Source organism: Pseudomonas sp. BF-B-26 (assembly GCF_019956495.1).
In the GTDB taxonomy this organism is placed as follows: domain Bacteria; phylum Pseudomonadota; class Gammaproteobacteria; order Pseudomonadales; family Pseudomonadaceae; genus Aquipseudomonas.
Genome location: NZ_JAHBDP010000134.1, coordinates 1 through 19,340, shown reverse-complemented (window position 1 = coordinate 19,340; position 19,340 = coordinate 1). Strand labels below are relative to the sequence as shown.

18 protein-coding genes are annotated in these 19,340 nt (G+C 59.4%); 13 read left to right on the top strand and 5 right to left on the bottom strand.

What is annotated here, in order from left to right:
• Positions 1-143 precede the first annotated feature (143 nt).
• Positions 144-1,598: a transglycosylase SLT domain-containing protein gene (locus tag KGB03_RS28920; protein WP_218537898.1), complete on the bottom strand. Its 1,455-nt coding sequence runs from the start codon at positions 1,596-1,598 to the stop codon at positions 144-146.
• Between the two features lie 99 nt (positions 1,599-1,697).
• The gene (gene gloB, locus KGB03_RS28915; RefSeq protein WP_223530642.1) at positions 1,698-2,465 is read right to left on the bottom strand and encodes a hydroxyacylglutathione hydrolase; all 768 of its coding nucleotides are present in this window, start codon (positions 2,463-2,465) and stop codon (positions 1,698-1,700) included.
• Positions 2,466-2,530: 65 nt separating this feature from the next.
• Here gloB and KGB03_RS28910 point away from each other — a divergent pair, with 65 nt between their 5' ends.
• The 5 genes from KGB03_RS28910 to KGB03_RS28890 all read left to right on the top strand — a co-directional run bounded on the left by KGB03_RS28910 (position 2,531) and on the right by KGB03_RS28890 (position 7,905).
• The gene (locus tag KGB03_RS28910) at positions 2,531-3,289 is read left to right on the top strand and encodes a methyltransferase domain-containing protein (RefSeq protein ID WP_134097126.1); all 759 of its coding nucleotides are present in this window, start codon (positions 2,531-2,533) and stop codon (positions 3,287-3,289) included.
• A 91-nt stretch (positions 3,290-3,380) separates the two neighbouring features.
• Positions 3,381-3,833, top strand: a complete 453-nt coding sequence (gene rnhA, locus KGB03_RS28905) for a ribonuclease HI (RefSeq protein ID WP_008028618.1) — start codon at positions 3,381-3,383, stop codon at positions 3,831-3,833.
• Between the two features lie 289 nt (positions 3,834-4,122).
• Positions 4,123-4,881, top strand: a complete 759-nt coding sequence (gene dnaQ, locus KGB03_RS28900; protein WP_074876294.1) for a DNA polymerase III subunit epsilon — start codon at positions 4,123-4,125, stop codon at positions 4,879-4,881.
• Positions 4,882-5,020: 139 nt separating this feature from the next.
• Complete coding sequence (locus KGB03_RS28895) at positions 5,021-7,276, top strand: Orn/Lys/Arg decarboxylase N-terminal domain-containing protein (RefSeq protein ID WP_218537900.1); 2,256 nt, start codon at positions 5,021-5,023, stop codon at positions 7,274-7,276.
• A 14-nt stretch (positions 7,277-7,290) separates the two neighbouring features.
• The gene (locus tag KGB03_RS28890; RefSeq protein ID WP_111452305.1) at positions 7,291-7,905 is read left to right on the top strand and encodes a GNAT family N-acetyltransferase; all 615 of its coding nucleotides are present in this window, start codon (positions 7,291-7,293) and stop codon (positions 7,903-7,905) included.
• Here the strand turns inward: KGB03_RS28890 and KGB03_RS28885 are convergent.
• Positions 7,871-8,764 (bottom strand): LysR family transcriptional regulator, encoded by an 894-nt coding sequence (locus KGB03_RS28885; protein ID WP_111452306.1) that lies wholly within the window; start codon positions 8,762-8,764, stop codon positions 7,871-7,873. The two genes, KGB03_RS28890 and KGB03_RS28885, sit on opposite strands and share 35 nt — an antisense overlap.
• 88 nt (positions 8,765-8,852) lie before the next feature.
• Positions 8,853-9,113, bottom strand: a complete 261-nt coding sequence (locus KGB03_RS28880) for a hypothetical protein (RefSeq protein ID WP_008152110.1) — start codon at positions 9,111-9,113, stop codon at positions 8,853-8,855.
• 176 nt (positions 9,114-9,289) lie between these two features.
• On the opposite strand from KGB03_RS28880, the gene KGB03_RS28875 reads away from it, so the two are divergent.
• On the top strand, positions 9,290-9,850 hold the full coding sequence (locus KGB03_RS28875) for an NADPH-dependent FMN reductase (RefSeq protein ID WP_218537903.1): 561 nt from the start codon (positions 9,290-9,292) through the stop codon (positions 9,848-9,850).
• Positions 9,851-10,109: 259 nt separating this feature from the next.
• Positions 10,110-11,393: an arsenic transporter gene (locus KGB03_RS28870; protein ID WP_111452308.1), complete on the top strand. Its 1,284-nt coding sequence runs from the start codon at positions 10,110-10,112 to the stop codon at positions 11,391-11,393.
• 105 nt (positions 11,394-11,498) lie between these two features.
• Here the strand turns inward: KGB03_RS28870 and KGB03_RS28865 are convergent, their stop codons facing one another.
• Complete coding sequence (locus KGB03_RS28865) at positions 11,499-12,449, bottom strand: DUF1853 family protein (RefSeq protein ID WP_218537904.1); 951 nt, start codon at positions 12,447-12,449, stop codon at positions 11,499-11,501.
• 107 nt (positions 12,450-12,556) lie between these two features.
• Here KGB03_RS28865 and KGB03_RS28860 point away from each other — a divergent pair, with 107 nt between their 5' ends.
• From KGB03_RS28860 to pepN, 6 genes are read left to right on the top strand one after another with little or no spacing between them, the layout of a single operon-like run.
• Positions 12,557-13,447 (top strand): NAD(+) kinase, encoded by an 891-nt coding sequence (locus KGB03_RS28860; protein ID WP_007906781.1) that lies wholly within the window; start codon positions 12,557-12,559, stop codon positions 13,445-13,447.
• Positions 13,444-14,418 carry a metallophosphoesterase gene (locus KGB03_RS28855; RefSeq protein ID WP_178082236.1) on the top strand — a complete coding sequence of 325 codons (975 nt, stop codon included), beginning with the start codon at positions 13,444-13,446 and terminating at the stop codon, positions 14,416-14,418. The genes KGB03_RS28860 and KGB03_RS28855 overlap by 4 nt, the downstream gene beginning before the upstream one ends.
• Positions 14,415-15,284 (top strand): rhomboid family intramembrane serine protease, encoded by an 870-nt coding sequence (locus KGB03_RS28850; RefSeq protein WP_111452311.1) that lies wholly within the window; start codon positions 14,415-14,417, stop codon positions 15,282-15,284. The genes KGB03_RS28855 and KGB03_RS28850 overlap by 4 nt, the downstream gene beginning before the upstream one ends.
• Before the next feature lie 33 nt (positions 15,285-15,317).
• Positions 15,318-15,578, top strand: a complete 261-nt coding sequence (locus tag KGB03_RS28845; RefSeq protein ID WP_008152127.1) for a YeaC family protein — start codon at positions 15,318-15,320, stop codon at positions 15,576-15,578.
• On the top strand, positions 15,575-16,405 hold the full coding sequence (locus tag KGB03_RS28840) for a DUF2797 domain-containing protein (RefSeq protein ID WP_102614773.1): 831 nt from the start codon (positions 15,575-15,577) through the stop codon (positions 16,403-16,405). The genes KGB03_RS28845 and KGB03_RS28840 overlap by 4 nt, the downstream gene beginning before the upstream one ends.
• Before the next feature lie 10 nt (positions 16,406-16,415).
• Positions 16,416-19,073 carry an aminopeptidase N gene (pepN, locus tag KGB03_RS28835; protein ID WP_218537906.1) on the top strand — a complete coding sequence of 886 codons (2,658 nt, stop codon included), beginning with the start codon at positions 16,416-16,418 and terminating at the stop codon, positions 19,071-19,073.
• Positions 19,074-19,340: the final 267 nt, after the last annotated feature.

The following is a 19,340-nucleotide window of genomic DNA, read 5'->3' as shown; positions in this document are numbered from 1 at the left end:
TCCTGTAAGTGCGTGTTGCGAATGAACTGGTGGGGCCGCTTCGCAGCCCGACGGGGATAAATCCCCTCGCCACACTTCGCCTGTTGCTACAAGGTTCTTCGCAACTGCAGGCCAAAAAAAGCCCCTGAAATCAGGGGCTCATTTTAGCGAGGGGAAGCCACCGTCAGCATCTGGCCAGGCTTCAGCGCCTGGCCGACACGTGGGTTCCAGCGCTTGAGGTGCTGCATTTCAACGTTGAAACGCTTGGCCACCATGTACAGCGAATCGCCTTGCTGGACCTTGTACTGGGTCTGCGGCTTCTGTTGGTCAGCTTTACTGTTTGCTTTGCTGTTCGCCGCCACGACGGTGTTGACCCGGCCGCTGCTGCGCTTGGCGGTGTCCTGCATGACCAGTGTCTGGCCGGCCTTGAGGTTCTTGCCGGTCATCTTGTTCCAGCGCTGCAGGTCCTTGACGTCGACCTTGTTGGCCTTGGCGATGGCGGCCAGGTTGTCGCCGCGTTTGACGCGGTAGGCACGTTTGAGGCCGGCGATTTCGGAGTCGTCCGAGCCTTCGAATACCGGCTTGAGCGACTTCTTGCTGATCAACTCCTCAGGACGCATGGTCGACAGGCTGGCAGTCAGCAATTGCGCCTTGGACGTTGGCACCAGCAAATGCTGTGGGCCATCGATGGTGGTGCGCTGCTTGAAGGCCGGGTTGAGCTGGAACAGTTCGTCTTCGTCGATGTTAGCCACCGCGGCGACCTTGGACAGGTCCATGCGCTGGTTGATTTCGACGACCTGGAAGTACGGTTCGTTGGCGATCGGGTTCAGGTTCACGCCGTAGGCTTCAGGTGCCAGCACCACTTGCGACAAGGCCAGCAGCTTCGGCACGTAGGCCTGGGTTTCGGCCGGCAGCGGCAGGTTCCAGTAATCGGTCGGCAAGCCGAGCTTTTCGTTGCGCTCGATGGCCCGGCTGACCGTGCCTTCGCCGGCGTTGTACGCCGCCAGGGCCAGCAGCCAGTCGCCGTTGAACATGTCGTGCAGGCGGGTCAGGTAATCCATGGCCGCGGTGGTCGAGGCGGTGATATCGCGACGGCCATCATAAAATCGGGTTTGACGCAGGTTGAAGTAACGCCCGGTGGAAGGGATGAATTGCCACAAGCCAACGGCGTCGGACCGGGAATAGGCCATCGGGTTGTAGGCGCTTTCAATCACTGGCAGCAGCGCCAGTTCCAGCGGCATGTTGCGTTCTTCAAGGCGTTCGACGATGTAGTGAATGTAGAGGCTGCCGCGTTCGCCGGCGTTTTCGAGGAAGGACGGGTTGCTGGCGAACCACAGGCGCTGTTGCTCGATGCGCGGGTTGACGCCCAGGTTGTCCTGCAACTGGAAGCCCTGGCGCATGCGCTCCCAGACATCTTGTGGAATTTGTGGAGTCGGTTTTTCGCTGAGCCAGATTGGTTTCTGCTTGGCCCGGGCGGCGATGTTCGGAGTGTGTGCCGCGTCGGTCTGTGGCACATGGCTTGAGCAGCCCGCCAGAGTGGCGGACACAGCCACCGCAATGGCTTGAGCCAAGCGGGTCAATGCGTCTGAATTGATGGCTTTACGAATAGATGACGACATTGGCTGGAAGTAAGTTCCGGGCAAAAATGTCGGGCGATTCTAGAAAGCGCACCCCCTGCGGTCAACCATTCAGAATTTTTGTACCAGCATGATGGCTACTTAGAACTTATCTTTCCAAGCACGCAGAGCAGCAAAAACCGCACTCGGAGCCCGGTTTTGGGTTCCATTCCGTTCGTCCACTTTTTCTTTAACGGATGTTTCGTCGACACGCAAAAACGGGTTGGTAAGCTTTTCAAGCGCCAGAGTAGAGGGCAGCGTCATGATTCCGGCTTCACGTTGTGCGGTGACTTTTTCCAGACGTGCGGCGGTGTCCGGATTGCCCGGTTCGACCGCCACGGCAAACTTCAGGTTGCTCAACGTGTATTCGTGAGTGCAGTAGACCTGCGTATCTTCAGGCAGCGCGGCCAGGCGGCTCAGTGAGGCATGCATCTGCTGCGGCGTGCCTTCGAACAAGCGCCCGCAACCGGCGGCGAACAGGGTGTCGCCACAAAACAAATGGCCCTGGTGATAAAAGGCAATGTGCCCGAGGGTATGGCCCGGTACATTGATGACATCGAAGTCCCAGCCCAGCACGCTGATGCGGTCATTGTCCTTGAGTGCCACGTCCCGCGCCGGGATGCTTTCACTGGCCGGGCCATAGACTGTCGCGTCTGTCGCTTTTTTAAGCTGCTCGACGCCGCCGACGTGGTCATGATGATGGTGAGTGATCAAAATATCACTCAACACCCAACCCGGATGCGCGGCGAGCCAGGCCTGCACTGGCGCGGCATCGCCCGGATCGACCACTGCGCAGCGCTGGGTGCGGTGGTCTTGTAATAACCAGATGTAGTTGTCGGTGAAGGCGGGCAGGGCACTGATCTGTATCATCGTCGGATTCGCCAAGCGGAAAACAATGGCGCATCTTAGAACTTCCTGGCGCGTTGGAGAATGCAATGACCGATAAAGCGTTCGCTCAGGCTGATCCTGAATGGCTGACATTGATCAGCGCGGCCCGTGAATGGCTGTCCGGCCCTATCGGGCAATTTTTGCTGGACGAAGAACGTCGCATGCTCGAAGACGAGTTGGGGCGGTTCTTCGGTGGCTACCTGGTGCATTACGGTCCGTCGGCCCAGACGCCGCCATCGGCGCCGCAAGTGCAGCGCAATGTGCGGCTCGGCGCGCCGTTGCCGGGTGTCGAGATCGTCTGCGAAGAGCAGGCGTGGCCTTTGAGCGAGCATGCCGCCGATGTGGTGGTGTTGCAGCATGGGCTGGATTTCTGCCTGTCGCCCCACGGTCTGCTGCGCGAAGCGGCGAGCAGCGTGCGGCCTGGCGGGCATCTGCTGATCGTCGGGATCAACCCCTGGAGCACCTGGGGCTTGCGTCACGTTTTTGCTCACGACGCCTTGCGCAAGGCTCGCTGCATCTCCCCCTCGCGAGTCGCTGACTGGTTGAACCTGCTGGGCTTCGCGCTGGAGAAACGCCGCTTCGGGTGCTATCGTCCGCCGCTTGCGTCACCCGCCTGGCAGGCTCGTCTGGCCGGTTGGGAGCGCAAGGCCGGTGACTGGCAACTCTCGGGTGGCGGCTTCTATTTATTGGTTGCGCGCAAGATCGTGGTGGGCCTGCGTCCCGTCCGTCAGGAGCGGCGCGAACCGATGGGCAAGCTGATTCCATTGCCGATGGCCAAGGTCAATCGTCGCCGCATCGATCCGTAAGACACTTTTTATTTCCCGGCCGGGTTTGCCCCGGCCTCGGGCATCGTCGATCACTGATCGGCGAGCCACCGCATTTTCTGGATAGATTGGCATGAGCGATAGCGTAGAACTCTTCACCGACGGCGCCTGTAAAGGCAACCCTGGCCCTGGCGGCTGGGGCGCTTTGCTGGTGTGCAAGGGCGTTGAAAAAGAACTGTGGGGCGGCGAAGCCAACACCACCAACAACCGCATGGAGCTGATGGGCGCGATCCGTGGCCTTGAAGAACTCAAGCGCTCCTGCGACGTGCTGCTGGTCACCGACTCGCAGTATGTGATGAAAGGCATCAACGAGTGGATGGACAACTGGAAGAAGCGCGGCTGGAAAACCGCTGCGAAAGAACCGGTGAAAAACGCTGATCTGTGGAAGTTGCTGGATGAGCAGGTCAATCGCCACAACGTCACCTGGAAATGGGTGCGCGGGCACATTGGCCATCACGGCAACGAACGCGCCGACCAACTGGCCAATCGTGGCGTGGATGAAGTGCGCGGTTACAAACAGGCTTGATTCCGGCTCTACCGATGCACCGCGTCATCGCTCTTCGCGAGCAAGCCCGCTCCCACATTTCATCGAGTTCTTCCATGAGAATACGGTTGAATGTGGGAGCGGGCTTGCTCGCGAAGGCCGCGACTCGGTGCTCCGGCCAGGGGCCATCGCGGGCAACCCCGGCCCTCAAGAAATCACAACATCAAAATCGCGGCGGCCTGTGCTGGTCTGAATACCGGTCGTTGACGCTCTCGCGAGCGTGTTAATATCGCCGCTTTTGCACGAATGACCCGTTGAGAGCTGAGCACTGATGGCCACCAGATCCGTTGTACTCGATACCGAAACCACCGGCATGCCGGTGACCGACGGCCACCGGATTATCGAAATCGGTTGTGTCGAGTTGATCGGTCGGCGCCTGACGGGCCGGCATTTCCACGTTTACCTGCAACCGGACCGCGAGAGTGATGAAGGCGCCATTGGCGTCCACGGCATCACCAACGAATTTTTGGTCGGCAAGCCGCGCTTCACTGAAGTGGCCGATGAGTTCTTTGAATTCATCAAGGGTGCGCAACTGATCATCCATAACGCGGCGTTCGACGTTGGCTTCATCAACAACGAATTCGCCCTGATGGGCCAGCACGATCGTGCGGACATCACGCAGCACTGCTCGATCCTCGATACCCTGATGATGGCCCGGGAACGTCACCCGGGGCAGCGCAACAGCCTCGACGCCTTGTGCAAACGCTATGGCGTCGACAACTCCGGTCGTGAACTGCACGGCGCCTTGCTCGACTCCGAGATCCTCGCCGACGTTTACCTGACCATGACGGGCGGCCAGACCAGCCTGTCCCTGGCCGGTAATGCTTCCGATGGCAATGGTTCCGGGGAAGGTGCGGACAACTCCGCCACCGAGATCCGCCGCCTGCCGGTCGATCGTCAACCGACGCGTATCATCCGTGCCAGCGAGGATGACCTGGCCCAGCACATGGCACGCCTGGAAGTCATCGCCAAATCCGCCGGCGCTCCATCGCTCTGGCAGCAACTGGCTGAAGCCAAGGCTCAGGCGTAGCGCTGCGATTTTTGATCTTGATCAAGCGTAACGCGCCTGATGACCCATTTCAGTGCATCACACTCGCCACATGCGCTCGAACCCTCTACCCTGAGGTGATTGGCGGACCACGGTCTGCCGCCTCAGGACACTGAGCCCCATGTATAAAGATTTGAAATTCCCGGTCCTGATCGTCCATCGCGACATCAAGGCCGACACCGTCGCCGGTGATCGCGTGCGTGGCATTGCCCGGGAGCTGGAGCAGGAAGGCTTCAGCATTGTCTCGGCGGTGAATTACACCGAAGGGCGACTGGTCGCTTCGACCCATCACGGTCTTTCCTGCATGTTGATTGCAGCTGAAGACGCCAGCACTCACTCTCATCTACTGCACAACATGGCCGAGCTGATCGGCCTGGCGCGAGTGCGTGCGCCCGACCTGCCGATCTTCGCGCTGGGTGAGCAGGTGACCCTGGAGAACGCTCCGGCCGACGCCATGGCTGAACTCAATCAGCTGCGCGGGATTCTTTATCTGTTCGAAGACACTGTGCCTTTTCTGGCCAGGCAGGTCGCTCGAGCGGCACGCAAATATCTGGATGGTCTGCTGCCGCCGTTTTTCAAAGCGCTGGTGCAACACACGGCCGACTCCAATTATTCCTGGCACACACCCGGCCATGGCGGCGGTGTGGCGTACCACAAGAGCCCGGTGGGTCAGGCGTTTCACCAGTTCTTCGGGGAAAATACGTTGCGTTCCGATTTGTCGGTGTCGGTGCCGGAACTCGGTTCTTTGCTCGATCACACCGGTCCGCTGGCAGAAGCCGAGGCCCGTGCGGCCCGCAATTTCGGCGCCGATCACACTTTCTTTGTGATCAATGGCACCTCGACCGCTAACAAAATCGTCTGGCATTCGATGGTCGCTCGCGATGACTTGGTATTGGTGGATCGCAACTGCCACAAGTCGATATTGCACTCGATCATCATGACCGGCGCCATTCCGCTGTACCTGTGCCCGGAGCGCAATGAGCTGGGGATCATCGGCCCGATTCCATTGAGCGAATTCAGTCGCGAATCGATTCAGGCCAAGATCGACGCCAGCCCGCTGACCAAGGGCCGGGCGCCCAAGGTCAAGTTGGCGGTGGTGACCAATTCGACGTACGACGGCCTCTGCTACAACGCTGAGCTGATCAAGCAGCAACTAGGCAACAGTGTCGAGGTCTTGCACTTCGATGAGGCCTGGTACGCCTACGCGGCGTTTCACGAGTTCTTCGCCGGACGTTACGGCATGGGCACTTCCCGCAGTGAAGGCGGCCCCCTGGTGTTCACTACCCATTCCACCCACAAACTGCTGGCGGCGTTCAGCCAGGCGTCGATGATTCACGTCCAGGACGGCGGCGCGCGGCAGCTGGATCGGGATCGCTTCAATGAAGCGTTCATGATGCACATCTCGACCTCGCCGCAGTACAGCATCATCGCTTCGCTGGATGTGGCGTCGGCCATGATGGAAGGCCCGGCCGGGCGATCGCTGTTGCAGGAAATGTTCGACGAAGCGCTGAGTTTCCGCCGGGCACTGGCCAATTTGCGTCAGCACATCGCCGCTGACGATTGGTGGTTTTCCATCTGGCAGCCGCCGTCGGTGGAAGGCATCGACCGCGTGATCACCGACGACTGGCTGCTGCAACCCGACGCCGACTGGCATGGCTTTGGCGGCGTGACCGACGATTACGTGCTGCTTGATCCGATCAAGGTCACGTTGGTGATGCCGGGCCTGACGGCAGGCGGCGCCCTTAGCCAGCGCGGGATTCCGGCGGCGGTGGTCAGCAAGTTCCTTTGGGAACGTGGGTTGGTCGTTGAAAAGACCGGGCTGTATTCGTTCCTGGTGTTGTTCTCCATGGGCATCACCAAGGGCAAATGGAGCACGCTGCTGACTGAGTTGCTGGAGTTCAAGCGCAGCTACGATGCCAATGTCAGCCTCGCGACGTGCCTGCCGTGCGTGGCACAAGAGAATGTCACGCGCTATCAGGGCATGGGGTTGCGCGATTTGTGCGATCAACTGCACGCCTGCTATCGCAGCAATGCCACGGCCAAACACCTGAAACGCATGTATACAGTGCTGCCGGAAATCGCCATGAAGCCGTCTGACGCCTATGATCAATTAGTGCGTGGCGAGGTGGAAGCGGTATCGATCGATGCACTGGATGGGCGGATCGCCGCGGTGATGCTGGTGCCGTATCCGCCGGGGATTCCGTTGATCATGCCCGGCGAGCGTTTTACCGAGTCGACACGCTCGATCATCGATTACCTGGCGTTTGCCCGCACGTTCGATAGCAGCTTCCCGGGGTTTGTCGCTGATGTACACGGATTGCAACACGAAGACGAGGGCAATGGACGGCTGTATACCGTTGATTGCATCAAGGAATGAGGACCTTTCCCAGTATGCAACCGATCATGAATCCGAAATACCCAGGGCTGTCGGTGCGCGTTGCCGACGATGGTTTTGCAGCCTACATCTGGGGCAGTGATTTCAGTTTTGAAGTCGCAGACTACGGCGCCGCCGAAATCGGTAAACCGGTGGAGCAGTGGCCGGTGACGCCGATCACGCCCTATCGCAAGTGCTACGGTATTGATCCCGAGGAGTTCAGCAGTTTCCGTGATGCCGCTGACAGCGCTATTTTCATGGCTTATCTCGATGATGAACCCGTGGGTCACCTGGTGGTCAGCACCAACTGGAACGGCTTTGCCCATATCGACGAGTTGGCGGTGCATGCGCCGGCGCGCCGTCATGGTGTGGCCAAGGCGTTGCTGGATGTGGCGCAGTTCTGGAGTCGCAAAAAGAAACTGCCGGGCATCATGCTCGAAACCCAGAACAACAACCTGGGGGCCTGCCGGCTTTATGAGCGCCGCGGTTACGTCTTGGGCGGAATCGATCACCTGCGCTATCGCGGGATCGATCCGAACACCGCCGAAGTGGCGCTGTTCTGGTATCGATTGTTCGATAATCCGCTGGAAACCCCGCTTAGTTCGCCAACATCGCCACGGCTTGTTCCGTGATGATGCCCAGCAATGCCTGAACCGCTGGCGATGGCTCGCCGTTCTTGAGGGTCAAGGCATACAGGCTGATCGGCACGGCCGGCGCCAGCGGGCAGGCATCCAGCCCGGCCGATTTCGCCCCGAGGGCGGTGAAAGGGTCGACGATGGCCAGACCTTCACCGGCCTCGACCATGCTGCGCATCATCTGGTGAGTCTGTACCCGGGTTTGAATGACCGGGGCAGGGCGCAGGGCATGCAGCTTGTTTTCCAGCGCCGGGCTCAGCGGATCATGACCTTCCAGGCCCACCATCGATTGGCCGGCCAGGTCCTGCAGCGAGATGTACTTTTGTTTGGGTTGCAACCAGCCGTGGGGGGCCAGCAGCTGAAGTTTGCCTTGGGCGATCACCTGGCAATGAATGTCGGCGTGATCGGGGTCATGCAGGCTCAGGCCCAGATCGCTTTCACGCAGCAGCAGGTTTCTGACGATCTCGCGGGTAGGTTGACTCAGAAGGGTGCAAGGCGCGTCAGGAAGGCGTCGGCGCAGGGCGGCAATGCTCTGTGGCAATAGCTGCTGTGCCAGGGGCGGCGTGCAGACGATCCGCAAGGGCGGAGCCTGATATTGCCTGAGGCTGTTGGCCAGCCGCTGAACCGGCTCGAGCGCTTCATAGACGTGGGCGATCTGGACCTGCAACTCCCGCGCCTCGCGCGTGGCCTGCAAGCGTCCACGCACGCTGGAAAACAGCATGAAACCCAACTGATCCTCGGCGTCGCGCAGAATCCCTTCGACTTCAGCCACAGGCAACTGCAGCCATTCGGCGGCGGTGCCCAGGTGACCGGTCTGCAGGAGCGCCTGGATCACTTCGATATGACGTAAACGCATGCGTGAAGTCCATGTTCAGCAGGTGAGGGAGTCAGTGGCTGAATCCTAACTCAAGTGCGCGCATATGACTTCTGCTCATAACACGGGGTTATGAAGCGATGGTGGTTTCCGGCCGGCTGCCGACATAGGTGTCAGGCTCGCGCACGATGGTCACGTCCGATTGCACCAGCAGAAATTGGTTGTCATCGAGCTTTTTGACGCGATCGCCAATGGCCAATTTGTAGGTGGTGACAGGCACCGAGCCAGTGAGACCGTCTGCCGACGGGGTGGATTCCTGGAACTCATGCACGGAATAAACGCGGCCTTCCGCGTCTCTTGCATGGAACTGACCGACGAGTACTGCTGCCATCTGCTTAGAACCTCTGGGGATAAATCACTCAATTTGCGGCTCTGTAGACCGTGGTTGGGCGAGGTAAGTTTTCCTACAGGAAAAAAATAGTCAGGGGCGGCGTTTTTCAGTCGCCCACGGGTTGAATCGTCATCTATAACTACAAACTCTTTCCATCGGACAGTCGAGAATCTTCCATGAGCAACGTCTATACGATCGCTGTACTGGTCGGCAGCTTGAGAAAGGAATCGATCAATCGCAAGGTGGCGCTGGCCCTGGCCAAGCTGGCGCCTGCCAATCTCAAACTGGTTATCGTCGAAATCGGCGATCTGCCGCTCTACAACGAGGACATCGATGGTGCTTCACCGCCGGCAGCCTACAGCACTTTCCGGCAACAAGTGAGCTCATCCGACGCGGTGCTGTTCGTGACCCCCGAATACAACCGTTCGGTGCCTGCGCCGATGAAGAACGCGATCGATGTGGGTTCGCGTCCCTATGGCAAGAGTGTCTGGAGTGGAAAACCTGGAGCAGTGATCAGTGCTTCGCCGGGCGCTATCGGTGGTTTTGGCGCCAACCATCACCTGCGCCAGTCCATGGTATTCCTGGATGTGCCGTGCATGCAGCAACCGGAAGCCTATCTGAGCGGTGCCGGTTCAGCATTCGACGAGGCGGGTAACCTGTCCGAGTCGCTCAAACCGTTTTTGCAAAAATTCATCAATGCTTATGGTCTTTGGGTCGAACAACACAAGAAGGAATGACAAATCCTGCGTAGGAGCAAAGCTTGCTCACGATGGCGGTGTTTCAGTCGGCATTGATCTGACTGACACACCGACATCGCGAGCAAGCTTTGCTCCTACAAGGGTTCGGCTACAAATCATTGCGCACCGATCTGTCGTAGCAGCTGCTATGTATGGACTCGCCCTTGGTGCGTTTAGGCGCAGGGGAGCAAATTTGGACTTTACTCCGTTCGTGTGTTGCGGCTGAATCGCGGTTTGTTTTCTGACAAGGCTGCACTGCATGCTGATCGCATCGTTGATTTTCCTGCTGACCATCACCTTGGTGATCTGGCAGCCAAAAGGCCTTGGCGTTGGCTGGAGTGCGGTATTCGGCGCGGTACTTGCGCTGATTTTCGGGGTCGTACACCTCAGCGACATCCCGCTGGTGTGGCAGATTATCTGGAACGCCACCGGAACCTTTGTCGCGCTGATAGTCATCAGTCTGCTGCTGGACGAGGCGGGGTTCTTTGCCTGGGCGGCGTTGCATGTGGCCCGTTGGGGGCGGGGCAGCGGACGCAAGCTGTTTGCTTATATGGTGCTGCTCGGTGCGTTGGTGTCGGCGTTGTTCGCCAACGACGGGGCAGCGCTGATTCTCACACCCATCGTGATTTCCATGCTGCTGGCGTTGCGCTTTTCCCCAGCGGCGACACTGGCGTTCGTCATGGGCGCCGGTTTCATCGCGGACACAGCGAGTTTGCCGTTGGTGGTGTCGAACCTGGTGAACATCGTTTCCGCTGACTTTTTCCACATCAGTTTCAATCGTTACGCGGCGGTAATGATCCCGGTCAACCTGGTAAGTGTTGCGGCGACCCTGGCGATGCTGATGTGGTTTTTCCGTCGTGACATTCCCAAGGACTACGACCCCGAGCAACTGGCGCATCCGGCTTCAGCGATTCACGACCACGCCACGTTTTATGCCGGTTGGGCCGTGTTGGTGATTCTGCTGCTCGGCTGCTTCGCACTGGAACCGCTGGGGATTCCGATCAGTGCCATTTCTGCGGTGTGCGCGGTGTTGCTGCTGGCCATTGCCGCCCGTGGTCACAAGATTTCCACGCGCAAAGTCATTAAAGAAGCGCCGTGGCATATCGTGATTTTCTCGCTGGGCATGTACCTGGTGGTGTATGGCCTGCGCAACGCGGGGCTCACGGGGTATCTGGCCGGTTGGCTGGATGGTTTTGCCGGTTACGGCGTGTGGGGCGCGGCCATGGGCACGGGCGTGCTGACGGCGCTGCTGTCGTCGATGATGAACAATCTGCCAACGGTGCTGATCGGTTTGCTGTCGATCGATGCCAGCCAGGCGACCGGGGTGGTGAAGGAAGCGATGATCTACGCCAACGTCATCGGCAGCGACCTGGGGCCCAAGATTACGCCGATTGGCAGCCTGGCGACCCTGCTGTGGTTGCATGTGCTGGAGCGCAAGAGTATCCGGATTGGCTGGGGGTATTACTTCAAGGTCGGGATTGTGCTGACGGCGCCTGTTTTGCTGGTGACGTTAGCGGCTTTGGCATTGCGGTTATCGGTTTAGACCGCGTCGGCTCCTTCGCGAGCAAGCCCGCTCCCACAGAGGACTGCATTTCAACCTGTGGGAGCGGGCTTGCTCGCGAAGAGGCCAGGGCAGCCACCACACCTCTCAGCCATTACCGGGCACATTCGGCCAAAGATCCGCCACCAGAAACAGCCGCTCGGCTTCTTCCCAATCACCCTGGGCGTTTTCTGTGAGTCGCACCAGCAACTGCGCCGGGGCCAATGGCTCCAGGTCGCTGAGCCAGGCATTCAGCTGTTCAGTGCTCCAGGTCTGCTCCACCGGATAGTGAGCCGGCGCCAGCCAGGCATGGCGGGGCAGGGGTTGCCAGCGACCGAATGGGCGTTGCACGACAAAGTCTGCCCAGTCCTTCTGGTGCAGCCAGCTACCGCGTAAATGTTGGGGATGTGCACCATTCGGTGGCTCGGCCTGTCCCGGCCACGGATACAGCAAATAGCCGCCCAGCCACAAATGTGCACTGAACTGCTGGATATCCAGCGCCGCCAATACTTCGCGGCTCTCCGGGCGCGCCGAAATCGGTAATTGATGCTGCGTCAGATGGGCCAGTTTGCGGTCCAGCCGATCGTGGCAACCGGGGCCGAGCCACTGCGCCGTGTCGTGTCCGTCGCCATTTTGTGGGCCAAGGTAAAGTTTGATCGCCAGTTCCAGATGATGCACGCCATCACGATCGCGCAGCAGCATGTCCAGCTCACCCAGCGTGTGGCCTTCGCGGCGGATCGGCATGTTGGCGGCAATCAGGTCGATACCCGGTGCGTGTCGCACGGCGTATTGCCAGAGGCGTTCGTAGTACAAGCCCAATCGCCGGGTTCGAGCCTGCGCCAGCCAGTGCAGCAAGTCATAACTGTCACGATCCAATTGCCGCAACCACAATTCGAGCCGTTCCGGTGCCTGCACCCAGTCACTGCCGGTCAGCGGGTGACGCTGCGGCCACGTCGTGACGCCGAGCATCGGCGGCGCGAGGATGACCCACGCCAGGTCGCGCACTTCGGGGTGGCGCAACTGGTGGGGCAACTGCAGCAAATCTGGAAATAGGATCATCTTGCGAGCATAGCCTCAATCGTGAGTACACCGTTGTGGCTGAAAGGATTTTGTCTATCCCGCGCTTTCGCCCATAATCGTGTTTTTCGCCGTCGCGCAGGAACCTCATGGAGCAATTTCGTAATATCGGCATCATCGGTCGCCTGGGCAGTTCGCAGGTGCTGGATACCGTCCGCCGACTGAAACGGTTTCTGCTCGATCGTCACCTGCACGTGATCCTCGAAGACACCATCGCTGAAGTCTTGCCGGGTCATGGCTTGCAAACCTCGTCGCGCAAGATGCTCGGCGAAGTATGTGACATGGTGATTGTGGTCGGTGGTGACGGCAGCCTGTTGGGCGCCGCTCGTGCGCTGGCCCGACACAATATTCCGGTGCTCGGCATCAACCGTGGCAGCCTGGGTTTCCTGACCGATATTCGCCCCGATGAGCTGGAAGTCAAAGTCGCCGAAGTGCTCGACGGCCACTATCTGGTGGAGAACCGTTTCCTGTTGCAAGCCGAAGTCCGCCGTCACGCCGAGGCCATCGGTCAGGGCGACGCGCTGAATGACGTGGTGCTGCACCCCGGCAAATCGACGCGGATGATCGAATTCGAGTTGTACATCGACGGCCAGTTTGTCTGCAGCCAGAAGGCCGACGGCCTGATCGTCGCCACGCCGACCGGTTCGACCGCCTACGCGCTGTCGGCAGGCGGGCCGATCATGCATCCCAAGCTCGACGCTATTGTGATTGTGCCGATGTACCCCCATACCTTGTCGGGCAGGCCGATTGTGGTCGATGGCAACAGTGAGCTGAAAATCGTCGTGTCCAAAGATATGCAGATTTACCCGCAAGTCTCCTGTGACGGGCAAAACCATTTCACCTGCGCGCCGGGTGACACCATCACCATCAGCAAGAAAGCCCAGAAGCTGCGGCTGATTCACCCACTAGACCACAACTATTATGAAGTCTGCCGGACCAAACTCGGCTGGGGCAGCAAGTTGGGTGGTGGAGGCGACTGATGCTCGATCCCGCGCGAAGCTACGACCTGATCGGTGACGTGCACGGTTGCGCTCTGACCCTTGAGCACTTGCTTGACCTGCTCGGTTACCGAAAACACGCTGGCGTCTGGCGGCATCCGTCGCGCATGGCGGTGTTCGTCGGCGACATCATCGACCGCGGCCCGCGGATTCGTGAAGCGCTGCACATCGTTCACGACATGGTCGAAGCGGGTCAGGCGCTGTGCATCATGGGCAACCATGAATTCAACGCCCTCGGCTGGAGCACGCCGGCGCCTCCGGGCAGCGGCAAGCAGTTCGTGCGCGAACACACCCCGCGCCATGCGCGTTTGCTGAACGAAACCCTGACCCAATTCGAAGACCATCCGGCGGACTGGCATGACTTCCTGCAATGGTTCTATGAGATGCCATTGTTCGTCGATGCCGGGCGTTTCCGCGTGGTGCATGCCTGCTGGGATGCGGGCCTGATTGAACCCTTGCGCGCGCTATTCCCCAACGGTTGCGTCGATGAACATTTCCTCCAGGCCTCGGCCGTACCGGGCAGTTTCGCCTGCACCGTGTTCGACCGCCTGCTGCGCGGCACTGACATGCGCTTGCCTCATGGTCTGACAATGACCAGTGGCGATGGCCTGACGCGTTCGTTCTTTCGCACCAAGTTTTGGGAAGACGACCCGCAAACCTACGGAGACATTGTGTTCCAGCCCGACGCCTTGCCCGAACCCGTGGCCCGGACGCCGCTGTCGTCCACTGAAAAAAACACCTTGCTGCGCTATGGCATCGATGAGCCATTGTTGTTCGTGGGCCATTACTGGCGCAGCGGCAAACCGGCGCCGATCCGGCCGAACCTGGCCTGTCTGGACTACAGCGCGGTGCTTTACGGCAAATTGGTTGCCTATCGTCTGGACCAGGAAACCCGCCTCGACCCGCATAAATTTGTCTGGGTCGATGTCGAGCGGCCGGAGGTGCTGCGATGAGTGCCGTTGCTGTTTTACGGCTGCCGCTGGCGGTGGACTTGAGCGGGTTCGTCAAACTGTTGCAGCGCATGCAGGTGCCGCATCGGGTCAGCGAAGAGGCGGGCGAGCAAGTGCTGTGGGTGCCGGCCAGCATCAGCGAAGACGTGCGTGTGTTGTACGAACGTTTCCCGGCCGGTGATCCCGATCAACAGCTGGACATTCCGGTGGCGCAAACCATAAAGCGCCCAGGTTTCGTGGAACAATTGCGCCACGCCAAGGCGACAGCGTTCGTGTTGCTGCTGAGCCTGTTTGTCGGCGCGGTGACGCTGCTGGGCGAAAACCTCGACACGATGCGCTGGCTGACCTTCCTCGATTTTCGCGTTGTCGGCGAGTACATCCACTTCGTGCCATTGGCTGACAGCCTGGCGGCGGGGCAATGGTGGCGTCTGGTGACACCAATGCTGATCCACTTCGGCATCCTGCACCTGGCCATGAACGGCATGTGGTACTGGGAACTGGGGCGACGCATCGAGTCGCGCCAGGGCAGCATCAACCTGATCGGCCTGACCTTGCTGTTCGGCCTGGTCTCGAACTACGCCCAGTTTGTTTTCAGTGGTCCGACGCTGTTTGGCGGGTTGTCCGGCGTGCTGTACGGCCTGCTCGGGCATTGCTGGATCTTTCAGCTGTTGTCGCCAAACCCGGCTTATCGCCTGCCGCGCGGCGTGCTGGTGATGATGCTGGTGTGGCTGCTTCTATGCCTGTCCGGGCTGGTCTCGATGATCGGCTTCGGTGAAATTGCCAACGCGGCCCACGTCGGCGGGTTGCTCGTCGGATGCTTGACCGGCTTGTTGGGTGGTTTGTACAACCGCCGTAAACTGGCCGTCTAACCAGTTATATCAATAAAGAGCGCGGAGCCCTTGATGTCCTCTTTTAACGAAATGATCAACAACATCACCCCTGATATCTACCAGAGCCTGAAATTGGCGGTGGAAATCGGTAAATGGTCCGACGGTGGCAAACTCACCGCCGAACAACGCGAACTGTCGCTGCAAGCGATGATCGCCTGGGAAATCCAGAACCTGCCCGAAGACCAGCGCACCGGTTACATGGGCGTGCAGGAGTGCGGCTCCAAGTCGATCGAAGTGCCGAATATCCTGTTCAAATCGGATGCCGTCCATTGATCGAGATTGGTCGCGGTGCAATCAGCAAAATGTCGGCGCGCCTTGACGGGCCGAACGTGCAGTACGCGTTTCGTCTGGATGACGTCGAGGTCCCGGTCAATCCATTGATCGGCACCACGGTGCGCCTGGAATACCTGGGGGCGATTCATTGCACCCATTGTGGACGCAAGACCAAAACCAGTTTCAGTCAGGGTTACTGCTACCCGTGCATGACCAAACTGGCCCAGTGCGACATCTGCATCATGAGCCCGGAGCGTTGCCACTATGACGCTGGCACCTGCCGTGAGCCGGAGTGGGGCGAGAAGTTCTGCATGACGGATCACATTGTCTATCTGTCCAACTCTTCGGGGGTGAAGGTCGGGATTACCCGCGCCACCCAGCTGCCGACCCGATGGATCGATCAGGGCGCCCGTCAGGCCTTGCCAATCATGCGTGTCTCGACCCGTCAGCAGTCGGGCTTCGTCGAAGACCTGTTCCGTAGTCAGGTGGCAGACAAGACCAACTGGCGTGCGTTACTCAAGGGCGATGCGGTGTCGGTCGACCTGGCGCAGGTTCGTGATCAGTTGTTCGACAGTTGCGCCGAAGGACTGCAAAGTTTGCAGGAACGATTTGGCCTACAGGCGATCCAGACTATTGCCGATGTAGAAACGCTCGAAATCCGCTATCCGGTCGAGCAATATCCAGCCAAGATCGTCAGCTTCAACCTGGACAAGAATCCGATCGCCGAAGGCACGCTGTTGGGAATAAAGGGCCAGTACCTGATTTTCGACACCGGCGTAATCAATATTCGTAAATACACGGCCTACCAGCTCGCCGTGCATCAGTAAGGACTCCAGCATGCGCACCGAACAACCGAAGATGATCTACCTGAAGGACTATCAGGCGCCCGAGTACCTGATCGACGAGACGCACCTGACCTTCGAGTTGTACGAGGACCACAGCCTGGTCCATGCGCAACTGGTGATGCGCCGCAATCCCGAGCGTGGCCCGGGCCTGCCGCCGCTGGTGCTGGATGGCCAACAGCTAGAATTGCTGTCGGTCAACCTGGCCGACATCGAGTTGACCGCCGCCGACTATCAGTTGACGGAAAACCACCTGACCCTGCACCCGACCAGCACCACCTTCACGGTCGACACCAGCGTCAGGATCCACCCGGAAACCAACACCGCGCTGGAAGGCCTGTACAAATCCGGCACGATGTTCTGCACCCAGTGCGAGGCCGAAGGCTTCCGCAAGATCACCTATTACCTCGACCGTCCGGACGTGATGAGCACGTTCACCACCACGGTGGTTGCCGAGCAGCACAGCTATCCGGTGTTGCTGTCCAACGGCAACCCGATTGCCTCAGGTCCCGGCGAAGACGGCCGGCACTGGGCGACCTGGGAAGATCCGTTCAAGAAACCTGCCTACCTGTTCGCGCTGGTGGCTGGTGATTTGTGGTGCGTCGAAGACACCTTCACCACCATGACCGATCGCTCCGTGGCGCTGCGCATTTATGTCGAGCCGGAAAACATCGACAAGTGCCAGCACGCCATGAACAGCCTGAAGAAGTCCATGCGCTGGGACGAAGAGGTCTACGGTCGCGAGTACGACCTGGACATCTTCATGATCGTCGCGGTCAACGACTTCAACATGGGTGCCATGGAGAACAAGGGCCTCAACATCTTCAACTCCAGCGCCGTGCTGGCCCGTGCTGAAACCGCGACCGACGCCGCGCACCAGCGGGTCGAGGCGATCGTTGCCCACGAGTACTTCCACAACTGGTCGGGCAACCGCGTGACCTGCCGCGACTGGTTCCAATTGTCGCTGAAGGAAGGCTTCACCGTGTTCCGCGATTCAGGCTTCTCCGCCGACATGAACTCGGCCACGGTCAAGCGCATCCAGGATGTGGCGTACCTGCGCACCCACCAGTTCGCCGAAGACGCCGGTCCCATGGCTCACGCCGTACGCCCGGACAGCTTCATCGAGATTTCCAACTTCTACACCCTGACCGTGTACGAAAAGGGTTCGGAAGTGGTCGGCATGATCCATACCTTGCTCGGCGCCGAAGGCTTCCGCAAAGGCAGCGACCTGTACTTCGAACGCCATGACGGCCAGGCCGTGACTTGCGACGACTTCATTAAAGCCATGGAAGACGCCAACGGTGTCGACCTGACCCAGTTCAAACGCTGGTACAGCCAGGCCGGCACACCGCGTTTGGCGGTCAGCGAGTCCTACGACGCGGCGGCGAAAACCTACAGCCTGACGTTCCGCCAGAGCTGCCCGGCAACCCCGGACAAGGTTGAGAAGTTGCCGTTCGTGATTCCGGTCGAATTGGGCCTGCTGGACGCCAAAGGCGCGGCCATTGCGTTGCGTCTTTCCGGTGAAGCCAGCGCTCAGGGCACTTCACGGGTCATTTCGGTGACCGAAGCGGAGCAGACATTCACCTTCATCGACATCGCGCAACAGCCATTGCCTTCGTTGCTGCGTGGCTTCTCGGCGCCGGTGAAACTGAGCTTCCCGTACAACCGCGATCAACTGATGTTCCTGATGCAACACGACAGCGACGGTTTCAACCGCTGGGATGCGGGTCAGCAATTGTCGGTTCAGGTGCTGCAAGAGCTGATTGCCCAGCAGCAAAAGGGCGAGAAACTGGTGCTGGATCAGCGCCTGGTTTCTGCCTTGCATACCGTGTTGTCGGACGAGACGCTGGATCAGGCGATGGTCGCGGAAATGCTCTCGCTGCCGGGCGAGGCGTATCTGACCGAGATCAGCGAAGTGGCTGACGTTGACGCCATTCACATCGCTCGCGAGTTTGCTCGCAAGCAATTGGCAGAAAGTTTGTTCGAGGCGTTGTGGCTGCGTTATCAGGCCAATCGCGATCTGTCGAAGAAAACCCCGTATGTAGCCGAGGCCGTGCATTTCGCTCGTCGCGCGTTGCAGAACATTGCGCTGTCGTACCTGATGCTTAGCGGTAAACCGGAGGTGTTGGTGGCGACGCTTGAGCAGTTCGAGGCCAGCGACAACATGACCGAGCGCCTGACGGCGTTGGCGGTGTTGGTCAATTCGTCGTTCGAAGACGAGAAAGCCAAGGCCCTGGCCAGTTTTGCCGAGCATTTCAAGGACAACCCGTTGGTCATGGATCAGTGGTTCAGCGTCCAGGCGGGCAGCGTGTTGCCTGGTGGTCTGGAGCGGGTCAAGGCGTTGATGCAGCATCCGGCGTTCAATATCAAGAACCCGAACAAGGTGCGGGCGCTGGTCGGGGCGTTTGCCGGGCAGAACCTGATTAATTTCCATGCGGCGGATGGTTCGGGTTATCGGTTCCTCGCGGATCTGGTGATCGAGCTGAACGGGTTTAATCCGCAGATCGCTTCTCGGCAGTTGGCGCCGCTGACTCGCTGGCGCAAGTATGACGATGCGCGTCAGGCGTTGATGAAAGGTGAGCTGGAGCGGATTCGCGCTTCGGGTCAGTTGTCGAGCGATGTGTTCGAGGTGGTCAGCAAAAGTCTGGCCTGACTTTGGCGTCTCCCTTGGGGTTCACTCGGACCCTGTGGGAGCGGGCTTGCTCGCGAAGGCGGCCTGATAGCCGACCGGGATTTTTGATGGTGTACATATCCATTTCTGCGGTAACGGCCACTTACGGTTTCGCCCTTACGGCCAGCCCTTTCAAGGTCTTCGTTTAAACTCTCCCAAAATTCCAGTCAGGGTGACGAAAACGATGTGGGCAGAAGTTCTAGCGCGGTTTGAGCAAAAGACGCCGGCCAGTGTCATGACCAAGTTGAT